This is a genomic window from Caballeronia sp. HLA56 (genome assembly GCF_054655155.1).
Window position 1 is genome coordinate 1,609,690 of sequence record NZ_BAAHOB010000005.1, and the last position, 12,971, is coordinate 1,622,660.

A 12,971-nucleotide genomic window follows, 5' to 3' on the forward strand; every position below is an offset into this window, starting at 1 on the left:
GAATACTTCAAAAGGCGTTGCGGCGGTCGGGATCGTGCAGCGGATCTGGCGTTTTTTGCGTGAGACGCACGATGCCCTGTTCATCGAAATAGAAGTTGTACATCATGTACCAGACGTTCGCCTCCATGTAGCGATACGTCCAGACTTCGCGCTTCATCAGCGGGAAGTACGACGTCTCCACCGGACGGCCGAAATTCACGAGCACGTCCGTCTTGGTCCATGTGCCGATCTGCGCCTTGTAGAACTCGTTCTCGTCGAGCACTTGCCGCACGCTGACGATCTTGCCGGAAGCATCGACATCGGCGGCGGTCGTGACTTCACCGAGCGGTTGAGTCGGCCACATCAGGCGCTTGCCGCCGTTGGGCAAATCGTAGACTTCGCGTGGCGGGCCCAAGCGCGCGGTGAGCGTGGAGGAATCCGCGCCCGTCTGAAAGTTTTGCCAGGGCTGCGCGCAAGCCGTGAGCATGAGCGCGGCACCCACGCAAGCGAGCGTGCCGCGCAGCCGGTTCAAAGAGTTCAGCATGAAGGCCTCCACACATTCTTGTGTCGCGACAGTGTTAACGTTCTTGGCGCCTCGATGATTCCAGCGCGCCGCGCGTTGTCGCATTCATCGTTTTGACGATCGTCGCCAAAGCCTGGATCGTTCGCGTTCGATTTTGACACGCCATCGGGACAAAAGCGCGATGCCTCTCATCGACGCGAAGAGGGCGCTCGCGGAATCGCCGCACTTGCACCGCGAGCCATAGCCGTCCTATGATCCGCCCTTTCTTCGACTGGAAGGGCTGACGGTGAGCGAATCCGCAAGCAAACGAGCCGCGCGATGGCTGCAACGGGCCGCGCTGGCCTGCGCGATGTCGTCTTTCATGGCGCACGTAAGCGCCGCTGACTTGCCGCCCATCGAGCTCGCGATGATCGAGGGCATGTCCGGACCTTTCGCCAACGCAGGCGCGGCGGTCGAGCGCAACTTGCGCTTCGGCGTGGAGCGCGTGAATGCGAAGGGCGGCGTGAAGCTCGCAGACGGCATGCACCCGCTGCGGCTCGTCGTGCTCGATGGTAAAGGCAGCAGCGAGGCGAGCCTCGTACAGTTGCGCGCGGCTATCGACGACAGGATCGGCTTCGTCATGCAGGGCAACAGTTCGGCGGTGGCGGGTGCGCTGGTGACGGCCATCGACAAGCAGAACGGGCGCGAGCCCGAGCATCGCGTGGTGTTCCTCAACTACTCCGCCGACGATCCCGCCCTGACCAACGCCGCGTGTAGTTTCTGGCATTTTCGCTTCGATGCCCACGCCGGCATGCGCATGGACGCGCTCGCGGACGCGCTGAAGAACGATCGCGCGGTCAAAAAGGTCTATCTGCTGAATCAGGATTACAGCTTCGGCCACGACGTCAGCCGCGAAGCGCAGCGTGCGCTCAAAGAACGCAGGCCGGATATCGCGATTGCGGGCGACGAGTTTCATCCGATCGGCCGCGTGAAAGATTTCGCGCCGTATATCGCGAAGATTCGCGCGAGCGGGGCCGACGCGGTCATCACCGGCAATTGGGGCAACGATCTCACGCTGCTCGTCAAGGCGGCGCGCGAGCAGGGGCTCGACACGAAGTTCTACACGTTCTACGGCAACAGTCTCGGCGCACCGGCCGCGCTGGGTGACGCCGGCGTAAAGCGCGTGATCGCGGTCGCCGACTGGCATCCGAATGCGGGCGGCGCGTTATCGGACGCGTATTACCGCGATTTCCGCGCGCGCTATCCGGCGGCATCGGACGATTACCTCGTGCTGCGCATGCCGCTGATGATCGAGATGCTCGCCGCCGCGATGACGCGCGCCGGCAGCGCGGACCCTTACGCCGTGGCCCGCGCGCTCGAAGGCATGAAGTTCGATGGCGAAGGATTCCACGCATCGACCATGCGCGCGGAAGATCATCAATTGATCCAGCCCCTGTATGTCATGGAGATGGACAAGGCGGGCACGGCGGGCATCCGGTTCGATAACGAAGGCTCGGACTATGGCTTTCGGACGCTGCTCGCGGTGCCGGCGGAAAAGACCGTCCAGCCGTCGACGTGCCAGATGGCGCGTCCGGCGCGCTAGTCACCCGTCTTTCGGACTTCGCCCTATGCTATACTCTGCGCTTCGCTTTTTTGACTCGATCCGGCTGTCGAGAACAGTCTGACAACCAAGAGTCTGGAAGAAGCGAAACTATCGTGAACAAACCACGGCACGGCCTTTCTTCCGTGACCGCCTGTCTGTTTTAAAGGAAAAGCAAATGTCCGCAGCAGAAATCAAGAAGTCCGACGTCGTCGCCGAATACGCGCGCGGCGCCAACGACACTGGCTCCCCCGAAGTGCAAGTCGCACTGCTCACGAGCCGCATCAACGAACTGACCGTCCACTTCAAGGCCCACACGAAGGACCACCACAGCCGCCGCGGTTTGCTGCGCATGGTGAGCCGTCGCCGCAAGCTGCTCGACTACCTGAAGGGCAAGGACGCGGACCGTTACCGCTCGCTGATCGAAAAACTGGGTCTGCGTAAGTAATTGCGCCCAAACGTGGCTTTGCGGCCAGCGTTCTAACGAAGTGCCTGTGTCAGTTCGCTGATACAGGCATTTTGTTTTTGCGCGATCCGCTCGCCTGATCATTTGCACGGTCAGCGCTCGGTCGATCTCTCATCATTGGGTTCGTCGAATGCTGATAATCGGCAAGTAGTTCACATGCTTTACCCCGGATGCTTCATCCGGACAGACACTCGGTGCAGCCTCGCGGCGGAGCTTTGTGTCATTCCAGCGCGGTACGAACACTCAATGCGCGCGGCGCGCTGGAATGGCATAACACACCTCTAAAGCGCGGCTCGGTACCGCCTAGCCAGCGCCGTCCGGTGGGCAAACGTCCACCGATCCGGCGTGGCGCAACGTAGAAGGAGTCGCAATGTTCAATAAGATCGTCAAGGAATTCAAGTGGGGACAGCATAACGTCCGCCTGGAAACGGGTGAAATCGCTCGTCAGGCAAGCGGCGCGGTGATCGTCGATGTCGAAGATACCGTCGTGCTCGCCACTGTCGTCGGCGCAAAGACCGCCAAGCCGGGTCAGGATTTCTTCCCGCTGACCGTCGATTACCTCGAAAAGACCTACGCCGCCGGCAAGATCCCGGGTGGCTTCTTCCGCCGCGAAGGCCGTCCGTCCGAAGGCGAGACGCTCATCTCGCGCCTGATCGACCGTCCGCTGCGCCCGCTCTTCCCAGAAGGCTTCTATAACGAAGTGCAGGTCGTGATCCACGTCCTGTCGCTGAACCCGGACGTTCCCGCCGACATTCCCGCGCTGATCGGCGCGTCGGCAGCGCTCGCCGTGTCCGGTCTGCCGTTCAACGGCCCGGTCGGCGCCGCGCGCGTCGCCTACATCAACAACGAATACGTGCTGAACCCGACGCGTCCGCAAATGAAGGAATCGGCGCTCGACCTCGTGGTCGCCGGTACGGAACGCGCGGTGCTGATGGTGGAATCGGAAGCGCAGCAGTTGTCCGAGGAAGTCATGCTCGGCGCGGTCGTGTTCGGCCACGAGCAGATGCAAATCGCCATCGACGCAATCCATGAACTGGTGCGCGACGGCGGCAAGCCGGAATGGGACTGGCAGCCGGCCCCGAAGAACGAAGCGCTCATCTCGCGCGTCACGGAAATCGCCAAGCCGGAATTGGAAGCGGCTTATCAACTGCGCAACAAGCAAGCGCGTTCGGCCAAGCTGAAGGAAGTTTTCGCGGCGACCTCGGCGAAGCTCGCAGCGGACGCGGCTGCTTCGGGCACGGCAGCGGCCGATGCGGCGACCATCGGCAACGTGTTGTTCGACATCGAAGCGAAGATCGTCCGTTCGCAGATTTTGAACGGCGAACCGCGTATCGACGGTCGCGACACGCGCACCGTGCGTCCTATCGAAATCCGCACCGGCGTTCTGCCGCGCACCCACGGCTCGGCGCTCTTCACGCGCGGCGAGACGCAGGCGCTGGTCGTCGCCACGCTCGGCACGAAGGGCGACGAGCAGAACATCGACGCGCTCGAAGGCGAATACCGCGAGCGCTTCATGCTTCACTACAACATGCCGCCGTTCGCGACGGGCGAAACGGGCCGCGTCGGTTCGCCGAAGCGCCGTGAAATCGGTCACGGCCGTCTCGCCAAGCGCGCGCTGGTCGCGTGCCTGCCGAACGCCGACGAATTCGGCTATTCCATCCGCGTCGTGTCGGAAATCACGGAATCGAACGGCTCTTCGTCGATGGCTTCGGTCTGCGGCGGTTGTCTCGCGCTGATGGACGCCGGCGTGCCGATGAAGGCGCACGTGGCCGGCATCGCCATGGGCTTGATCCTCGAAGACAACAAGTTCGCGGTTCTGACCGACATTCTCGGCGACGAAGATCACCTCGGCGACATGGACTTCAAGGTGGCCGGCACCGCGCAAGGCGTGACGGCGCTGCAAATGGACATCAAGATTCAGGGCATCACCAAGGAAATCATGCAGGTCGCGCTCGCGCAGGCGAAGGAAGGCCGCATGCATATCCTCGGCAAGATGACCGCCGCGGTGCCGACCACGAACACGGAGTTGTCGGACTACGCGCCGCGCATGATCACCATCAAGATCAATCCGGAGAAGATCCGCGACGTGATCGGCAAGGGCGGTTCGGTGATCCGCGCGCTGACGGAAGAGACCGGCACGACCATCGACATTTCCGACGACGGCGTCGTGACCATTGCGAGCACGAGCTCGGAAGGCATGGCCGAGGCGAAGAAGCGTATCGAGAACATCACGGCCGAAGTGGAAGTGGGCCAAGTGTACGAAGGTCCGGTGCTCAAGCTGTTGGACTTCGGCGCGATCGTGAATATCCTGCCGGGCAAGGATGGTCTCCTGCACATCTCGGAAATCGTCAACGAGCGTGTGAAGGACATCAACGACTACCTGAAGGAAGGCCAGATCGTGAAGGTCAAGGTCATCCAGACGGACGAGAAGGGTCGCGTGCGTCTGTCGGCCAAGGCGCTTCTGAACGAAGCCGCGCAACAAGCCGAACCGACGCAGCCGCAGCAGTAATGCGGTAATGTATCGACGGCCGGCCGCATCTGCGAGCCGGCCGTTTTCTTGTATGAGGTGCAGCGGGCGACGCTTTGTCCGATGCATCGCCGGACCCGATGGCACTGTGGAGCGCGTGTTGCCCGCGCGGCACAGTGCCATCTGGTTCGCCAAGTCAACGCGCTTGCCACACGACTGACTGTCTGGGAGAAGCAATGAAGGCCATCGAAATCACTGAGTTTGGTGCACCCGAAGTGCTGAAGCTGGGCGAGCGCCCGAAGCCCGAGCCGGGCAAGTGCGAAGTGCTCATCAAGGTGAGCGCTTCGGGCGTCAACCGGCCCGATGTATTTCAGCGCAAGGGCGCGTATGCGCCGCCGCCGGGCGCGTCGGATTTGCCGGGGCTCGAAGTGGCGGGCGAGATCGTCGATGGCGACTTCGATCCAAAACATAATCCGTTCGGCCTCAAGAAGGGCGATCGCGTCTGCGCGCTGCTCGCGGGCGGCGGTTACGCGGAATACGCGGTTGCGCCGCTCGAACAATGTTTGCCGGTTCCGGCTGGATTGACGGACATCGAAGCGGCTTCGCTGCCGGAAACGTTCTTCACCGTGTGGAGCAATGTCTTCGAGCGCGCGCATCTCGGTTCGGGCGAAAACGGCGACGAGGAGACGCTGCTCGTGCAGGGCGGATCGAGCGGTATCGGCGTGACGGCCATACAGATTGCGAAGGCGCTCGGCTTTCGCGTGTTCGCCACGGCCGGCAGCGACGAAAAGTGCCGCGCCTGCGAAGCACTCGGCGCGGAGCGCGCGATCAACTACAAGACGGAAGATTTCGTCGAAGTGGTGCGTTCGCTCACGAACGATCGTGGAGTCGACGTCATTCTCGACATGGTCGCGGGCGATTACCTCCCGCGCGAACTGAAGTCGCTCGCGGATGGCGGGCGTATCTGCGTGATCGCGCTGCTTGGCGGCGCAAAAGCGGAGATCAATCTCAATGACGTGCTGCGGCGTCGGCTGGTCATCACCGGATCGACCTTGCGGCCGCGTCCGGTGGCGTTCAAGGCGAAGATTGCCGCTAAGCTGAAAGAGCAAGTCTGGCCGGAGATCGAGGCGGGGCGTATCAAGCCGGTGATTCATCAGGTGTTCCCGGCAAGCGAAGCCGCAGCCGCACACACGTTGATGGAAAGCAGCACGCACGTCGGCAAGATCATGCTCGACTGGCGCGAGGACGCCTGATTGCCCTTGATTGTTGCGCGTTGCGGTTCTGGCGGTTTGACCGGTTTCGCCGTATCACAGTAAAATCGCCTGTTTTGCAAGCAGTTGGCAGTTCGCTTTTTCGAAATACGCGCAGAGGGTTCAAACATTCCTATAACAGAGTGGTCTTTGAACCTCCGGGTGAACGATTGATGAACGATCGGGTTCGCCCCGGTGATCTTCAAAGGCCGCCACGCATGGCGGTGTCATTCCACCGCCGTCGAGTGACGAGACAATGTCCAGACAACGAGCGAAACTGGTGGTGGGCAACTGGAAGATGCATGGCCGCATCAAAGAGAACGCGGCTTTGCTGAGCGAGGTCGCCGTTGGGGCGTCGGCCTTGCAGAAGAGCGTGGGTGTGGGCGTATGCGTTCCATGTCCGTACCTCGCGCAATCGCAGGCGCTTTTGAGCGGCTCGGTCGTGCGCTGGGGCGTTCAGGATGTGTCCGCGCATGAGAAGGGCGCGTTCACCGGAGAAGTCGCGGCGGAAATGGCCGCCGATTTCGGTGTGACATATGCGATCGTCGGGCATTCCGAGCGGCGCGCGTATCATCGCGAAAGTCCGGAACTCGTGGCGGCCAAGGCGCTGCGTGCAATCGACGCAGGCCTGACGCCCATTGTGTGCGTCGGCGAGACGCTCGAACAGCGCGAAGCAGGCTCGACTGAAGAAGTCGTCGGCACGCAGCTCGAAGCCGTGTTGCTCGCGTTGACCGAGGAACAGGCAGCGGGCATCGTGGTGGCGTACGAGCCGGTGTGGGCCATCGGCACGGGCAAGAGCGCCACGGCGCAGCAAGCGCAGGATGTTCACGCGTTCGTGCGTGCAAAGCTGGCGGAGAAGGGTGCGTCGGTGGCGAACGTGCCGCTGTTGTATGGCGGCAGCGTGAAGCCCGAGAACGCGCAGGAATTGTTCGGGCAACAGGACATCGACGGCGGGCTGATTGGCGGCGCGTCCTTGAAGTCGGAAGATTTCCTTGCGATTTGCCAGGCGGCGTTGGCCGAGGTTCAGTAAGCGGCCGAAGCGTCAGGCAGACGAAGAAGCAAATCGCGGCACATGAGTGTCACGGAAACATCAAGATCCAGGTGAGTTGAAATGCTGTATTTGAAGACTTTGATTATCGTCGTCCAGTTGTTGTCGGCGCTTGGCGTGATCGGGCTTGTGCTGTTGCAGCATGGCAAGGGTGCGGACATGGGTGCGGCGTTCGGAAGTGGGGCATCGGGCAGTCTGTTTGGCGCGACCGGTTCCGCTAACTTCCTATCACGCACGACCGCCGTGCTTGCCGCAGTCTTCTTCGTGACGACGCTGGCGCTGACCTACATCGGCAGCTACAAGCCGCAGGTTTCCGCAGGCGTTCTTGGCGGTGCAATGCCTGCGCCCACGGCTTCCGCGCCTGCTGCGGCAAAGTCGGGTTCGGCGCCTGCCGCTGCGACTGCGCCGGCATCCGCCGCGCCTGCGTCGAGCGCGCCGGGTTCGGACGTGCCGAAGTAAATCGCGGAGTTCCTCGGCCGGTTGTCCAAGAAACGCCCAGAACAAATTTTCGCGTTATTCGTGTTTTGTGCGTTGAACAATTCGTGAGACCTAGTTATAATTCAAGTCTTGTAGCGATTCGCGGCAATTAAGAAGTTGTTTTCCCGGATTGCAGTACAGTGCCGACGTGGTGAAATTGGTAGACACGCTATCTTGAGGGGGTAGTGGCGAAAGCTGTGCGAGTTCGAGTCTCGCCGTCGGCACCAAAAAGTTATCCAAATGCCAGCCGCATGCATCGCTTCGGCTGGCATTGTCACTTCTGGAGTACCCTTACGGTTTCACATTGACTTATCGTTGTGATAAGCATGGTGCCGAAGAGTTACCAAGCGGTCCGAAGTGAATTCTCCGCCGTGCATTTGCGCCGGCAGCAGCACCCAGACAGTCACAGACCACATCTACCGATCTGAGGATAGCCTTGAACCTCGCACCCTATTACCCCGTCTTCTTGTTTATCGTAGTCGGCCTCGGTCTGGGTATAGCGTTGGTCAGCATCGGCAAAGTTCTCGGTCCCAACAGACCCGACACCGAAAAGAACGCACCGTACGAATGCGGCTTCGAAGCCTTCGAAGACGCGCGTATGAAGTTCGATGTGCGTTACTATCTCGTCGCGATTCTTTTCATCATCTTCGACCTTGAGACGGCGTTCCTGTTTCCGTGGGGTGTTGCCCTGCGCGATATCGGGTGGCCGGGCTTCATGGCCATGATGATTTTTCTGCTCGAATTTTTGCTCGGCTTCGCCTACATCTGGAGAAAGGGCGGACTCGACTGGGAATGAAAGTTAGATCACCGGATTCATGGGCGGCTATGGCTGGCAGCTCATCTGGAGTGGAAAACAAATGAGTATCGAAGGGGTCTTGAAGGAAGGCTTTGTCACCACCACGGCTGACAAGCTGATCAACTGGACGCGCACCGGCTCTCTTTGGCCGATGACGTTCGGTCTCGCCTGCTGTGCGGTCGAGATGATGCATGCGGGCGCGGCGCGCTACGACCTGGATCGCTTCGGCGTGGTGTTTCGCCCGAGCCCGCGTCAGTCCGACGTCATGATCGTGGCAGGCACGCTGTGCAATAAGATGGCGCCCGCGCTTCGTAAGGTGTACGACCAGATGGCCGAGCCGCGCTGGGTCATCTCCATGGGTTCGTGCGCGAACGGCGGCGGGTACTATCACTATTCGTATTCCGTCGTGCGCGGCTGCGACCGTATCGTTCCGGTCGACGTCTACGTGCCCGGCTGTCCTCCGACCGCCGAAGCGCTGGTCTACGGCGTGATCCAGTTGCAGGCGAAGATTCGCCGGACCAACACCATCGCGCGTCAATAAAGGCCTGAGCCTCCCCAATTATGGCAAGCAAACTCGAGACCCTCAAAGCGAACCTCGAGGCGGCGTTTGGCGACCGTCTCCAAGTCACCGAGTCGCTGGGTCAGGTAACGGTGGTCGTGAAAGCGGCCGACTACATCGAAGTCGCGACCCGGCTGCGTGACGATCGCTCGCTCGGCTTCGAGCAGTGCATGGACCTGTGCGGCGTCGACTATTCGACCTTCGGCGACGGCGTCTACGACGGCCCGCGTTTTGCCGCTGTGCTGCATCTTCTGTCCATCGCGAACAACTGGCGCGTGCGCGTGCGCGTGTTCGCACCAGACGACGAAGTGCCCATCGTGCCGTCGGTGGTCGACATCTGGTCGTCGACAAATTGGTACGAGCGCGAAGCGTTCGACCTGTACGGCATCGTGTTCGAAGGCCATCCCGACCTGCGCCGCATTCTCACGGATTATGGCTTCATCGGCCATCCGTTCCGCAAGGACTTCCCGATCTCCGGCTACGTGGAAATGCGCTACGACCCGGAAGAGAAGCGCGTCGTGTATCAGCCAGTGACGATCGAACCGCGCGAGATCACGCCGCGCGTGATTCGCGAAGATCGCTACGGCGGTCTGAAACATTAAGAGAACGCCATGGCAGAGATCAAGAACTACACGCTGAACTTCGGCCCGCAACACCCTGCAGCGCACGGTGTGCTGCGTCTCGTGCTGGAACTCGACGGCGAAGTCATCCAGCGCGCCGATCCGCACATCGGCCTCTTGCATCGCGCGACCGAAAAGTTGGCGGAAACCAAGACCTTCATTCAGTCGGTTCCGTACATGGACCGCCTGGACTACGTGTCGATGATGGTCAACGAGCACGGCTATGTGCTCGCCATCGAAAAGCTGCTCGGTATCGACGTGCCGATCCGCGCGAAGTACATCCGCGTGCTGTTCGACGAAATCACGCGCGTGCTGAACCACCTGATGTGGATCGGATCGCACGCGCTCGACGTCGGCGCCATGGCGGTGTTCCTCTATGCGTTTCGCGAGCGCGAAGATCTGATGGACGTCTACGAGGCGGTGTCGGGCGCGCGCATGCACGCGGCTTACTATCGTCCGGGCGGCGTTTATCGCGATCTGCCTGACGCAATGCCGCAATACAAGGCGTCCAAAATTCGCAATGCGAAGGCGCTTGACCGGATGAACGAGAACCGTCAAGGTTCGCTGCTCGACTTCATCGAAGACTTCTTCAATCGCTTCCCGCACTGTGTCGACGAGTACGAAACGCTGCTCACCGACAACCGTATCTGGAAGCAGCGGCTTGTCGGCATCGGCGTGGTGAGTCCTGAGCGCGCGTTGCAGATGGGTCTTTCCGGTGCAATGCTGCGTGGCTCGGGCATCGAATGGGATCTGCGCAAGAAGCAGCCGTACGAAGTCTATGACCAACTCGACTTCGACATTCCGGTTGGCGTGAACGGCGACTGCTACGACCGCTATCTGGTGCGCGTCGAGGAAATGCGTCAGTCCGTGCGTATCGCCAAACAGTGCATTGCCTGGCTGCGCAAGAATCCGGGCCCGGTGATGGTCGATAATCACAAGGTTGCGCCGCCTTCGCGCGTCGGCATGAAGAGCAACATGGAAGAGCTGATTCACCACTTCAAGCTCTTCACCGAAGGCTTCCACGTGCCCGAAGGCGAGACGTATGCCGCCGTCGAGCATCCGAAGGGCGAGTTCGGCATCTATCTGATTTCGGACGGCGCGAACAAGCCTTATCGCCTCAAGATTCGCGCTCCGGGCTACGCGCATCTCGCGTCGCTCGACGAAATGGCGCGCGGCCACATGATCGCGGATGCCGTGACGATCATCGGCACGCAAGACATCGTGTTCGGCGAAATCGATCGCTGATAGCCGTTCGTATTGGTTCTCGCTCGACGCCCAAGCGAACAGCGCAGCAGCAATAACAGCAAACCGCAGGACGCCAGGTCTGCCGCAACAAGAAGGGCGCGGCAGGTTTTCGTTCGGTAGGAATTGAAAGAGTCGTGTCTGAAAATGATCTCAGCTGAAGGCCTGAAAGAAATCGATCGCGCGGTCGCGAAATATCCCGCGGAGCAAAAGCAATCCGCGGTGATGGCAGCACTGGCTGTCGCTCAGGAAGAGCACGGGTGGCTCTCGCCGGAACTCATGCAGTTCGTGGCGAGCTATCTCAGCATGCCGCCGGTCGCCGTGCAGGAAGTCGCGACGTTCTACACCATGTATAACCTCGCGCCGGTCGGCAAGCACAAGATCACGCTTTGCACGAACCTGCCTTGCCAGCTCGGCCCGGACGGTGGCTCGGATAGTGCTGCTCAGTACCTCAAGCAGAAGCTTGGCATCGACTTTGGCGAAACCACGCCGGACGGCAAGTTCACGCTGAAAGAAGGCGAATGCTTTGGCGCGTGCGGCGACGCACCTGTCGTGCTGGTGAACAATCACCGCATGTGCAGCTTCCTGAGCCACGAGAAGATCGACCAGTTGATCGAGGAACTTTCGAAATGACGTCACTCCACGATCGTCACATCAAGCCGCTGATCCTCGCTGGCCTCAACGGCGAGAACTGGCATCTCGAAGATTACGTTGCGCGCGGCGGCTACAAGCAGTTGCGGCGCATTCTCGAAGAAAAGATTCCGCCCGAGCAAGTGATCGCCGACGTCAAGGCGTCGGGTCTGCGCGGCCGCGGCGGCGCGGGTTTTCCGACCGGCCTCAAGTGGAGCTTCATGCCGCGTCAGTTTCCGGGGCAGAAGTATCTCGTCTGCAATTCGGACGAAGGCGAACCGGGCACGTTCAAGGATCGCGACATCCTGCGCTGGAACCCGCATTCGCTGATCGAAGGCATGGCCATCGGCGCGTACGCAATGGGCATCACCGTGGGCTACAACTACATTCACGGCGAGATCTTCGAGGTCTATCGCGTGTTCGAAGCGGCGCTCGAAGAGGCGCGCGCGGCCGGTTATCTCGGCGCGAACATCCTGAGCACGGGCTTTTCGTTCGAGTTGTACGCGCATCATGGCTATGGCGCGTATATCTGCGGTGAGGAAACCGCGCTGCTGGAATCGCTGGAAGGCAAGAAAGGCCAGCCGCGCTTCAAGCCGCCGTTCCCGGCAAGCTTCGGCGTGTACGGCAAGCCGACCACCATCAACAACACCGAGACGTTCGCGGCCGTGCCGTTCCTGCTGGAAATCGGCCCGCAGAATTACCTCGAGATCGGCAAGCCGAATAACGGCGGCACGAAGATCTTCTCGGTGTCGGGTGACGTGAATCGTCCTGGCAACTATGAAGTTCCGCTCGGCACGCCGTTCGCCACGCTGATGGAACTGGCCGGCGGTGTACGCGGCGAGTCGATCAAGGCGGTCATTCCAGGCGGTTCGTCGGCGCCGGTCGTGCCGGGCGAGATGATGCTCGCAACGGACATGGACTACGATTCCATCGCCAAGGCGGGCTCCATGCTCGGCTCGGGCGCGGTCATCGTCATGAACGAAACGCGTTGCATGGTGCGTTCGCTGCTGCGTCTGTCGTACTTCTATTACGAAGAGTCGTGCGGTCAGTGCACGCCTTGCCGCGAAGGCACGGGCTGGCTGTATCGCGTGGTGCATCGTATCGAGCACGGACTTGGCCGCAAGGAAGATCTGGATCTCTTGAACTCGGTTGCCGAAAACATCATGGGCCGCACGATTTGCGCGCTCGGCGATGCGGCGGCCATGCCCGTGCGCGGCATGCTCAAGCACTTCTGGAACGAATTCGAATATCACGTCGAGCACAAGCATTGTCTCGTCGGCGGGCACGCGCATCATGCGGCGTCCGAAGCGCTTACCGCGTAATCAGACGCGCAAT

Annotated in this window: 13 protein-coding genes and 1 tRNA gene; 13 read left to right on the forward strand and 1 reads right to left on the reverse strand. The window is 61.0% G+C overall.

Annotated elements, in window-relative coordinates:
- Positions 1–7: 7 nt before the first annotated feature.
- Complete coding sequence (locus ACYQ47_RS27090; RefSeq protein WP_250509199.1) at positions 8–523, reverse strand: hypothetical protein; 516 nt, start codon at positions 521–523, stop codon at positions 8–10.
- Positions 524–851: 328 nt separating this feature from the next.
- Between ACYQ47_RS27090 and ACYQ47_RS27095 the strand changes: the two genes are divergently transcribed.
- The 13 genes from ACYQ47_RS27095 (at position 852) to nuoF (ending at position 12,958) form a co-directional block, all read left to right on the forward strand.
- Entirely contained in the window at positions 852–2,084 is a 1,233-nt protein-coding gene (locus ACYQ47_RS27095) for a branched-chain amino acid ABC transporter substrate-binding protein (protein WP_309964249.1), read from the forward strand.
- A gap of 175 nt (positions 2,085–2,259) precedes the next feature.
- Positions 2,260–2,529: a 30S ribosomal protein S15 gene (gene rpsO, locus ACYQ47_RS27100; protein WP_244825500.1), complete on the forward strand. Its 270-nt coding sequence runs from the start codon at positions 2,260–2,262 to the stop codon at positions 2,527–2,529.
- Between the two features lie 388 nt (positions 2,530–2,917).
- Positions 2,918–5,056 (forward strand): polyribonucleotide nucleotidyltransferase, encoded by a 2,139-nt coding sequence (gene pnp / locus ACYQ47_RS27105; RefSeq protein ID WP_244825498.1) that lies wholly within the window; start codon positions 2,918–2,920, stop codon positions 5,054–5,056.
- Between the two features lie 194 nt (positions 5,057–5,250).
- Positions 5,251–6,267: an NAD(P)H-quinone oxidoreductase gene (locus ACYQ47_RS27110; RefSeq protein ID WP_244825496.1), complete on the forward strand. Its 1,017-nt coding sequence runs from the start codon at positions 5,251–5,253 to the stop codon at positions 6,265–6,267.
- A 253-nt stretch (positions 6,268–6,520) separates the two neighbouring features.
- Complete coding sequence (gene tpiA / locus ACYQ47_RS27115) at positions 6,521–7,294, forward strand: triose-phosphate isomerase (RefSeq protein ID WP_250465137.1); 774 nt, start codon at positions 6,521–6,523, stop codon at positions 7,292–7,294.
- Positions 7,295–7,375: 81 nt separating this feature from the next.
- Positions 7,376–7,771, forward strand: coding sequence for a preprotein translocase subunit SecG (gene secG / locus ACYQ47_RS27120; RefSeq protein ID WP_244825493.1), 396 nt, complete (start codon positions 7,376–7,378; stop codon positions 7,769–7,771).
- Positions 7,772–7,931: 160 nt separating this feature from the next.
- Positions 7,932–8,016 (forward strand) — tRNA-Leu (locus ACYQ47_RS27125).
- Positions 8,017–8,225: 209 nt separating this feature from the next.
- The gene (locus ACYQ47_RS27130) at positions 8,226–8,585 is read left to right on the forward strand and encodes an NADH-quinone oxidoreductase subunit A (RefSeq protein ID WP_244825491.1); all 360 of its coding nucleotides are present in this window, start codon (positions 8,226–8,228) and stop codon (positions 8,583–8,585) included.
- A gap of 61 nt (positions 8,586–8,646) precedes the next feature.
- Positions 8,647–9,126 (forward strand): NuoB/complex I 20 kDa subunit family protein, encoded by a 480-nt coding sequence (locus tag ACYQ47_RS27135; protein ID WP_006052903.1) that lies wholly within the window; start codon positions 8,647–8,649, stop codon positions 9,124–9,126.
- A gap of 20 nt (positions 9,127–9,146) precedes the next feature.
- On the forward strand, positions 9,147–9,746 hold the full coding sequence (locus ACYQ47_RS27140; protein ID WP_244825489.1) for an NADH-quinone oxidoreductase subunit C: 600 nt from the start codon (positions 9,147–9,149) through the stop codon (positions 9,744–9,746).
- 9 nt (positions 9,747–9,755) lie between these two features.
- Positions 9,756–11,009 carry an NADH-quinone oxidoreductase subunit D gene (locus tag ACYQ47_RS27145; RefSeq protein WP_250465136.1) on the forward strand — a complete coding sequence of 418 codons (1,254 nt, stop codon included), beginning with the start codon at positions 9,756–9,758 and terminating at the stop codon, positions 11,007–11,009.
- Between the two features lie 144 nt (positions 11,010–11,153).
- Positions 11,154–11,639 (forward strand): NADH-quinone oxidoreductase subunit NuoE, encoded by a 486-nt coding sequence (nuoE, locus tag ACYQ47_RS27150; RefSeq protein WP_244825485.1) that lies wholly within the window; start codon positions 11,154–11,156, stop codon positions 11,637–11,639.
- Positions 11,636–12,958, forward strand: coding sequence for an NADH-quinone oxidoreductase subunit NuoF (nuoF, locus tag ACYQ47_RS27155; protein ID WP_459907835.1), 1,323 nt, complete (start codon positions 11,636–11,638; stop codon positions 12,956–12,958). Before nuoE ends, nuoF begins: the two co-directional genes overlap by 4 nt.
- Positions 12,959–12,971 lie beyond the last annotated feature (13 nt).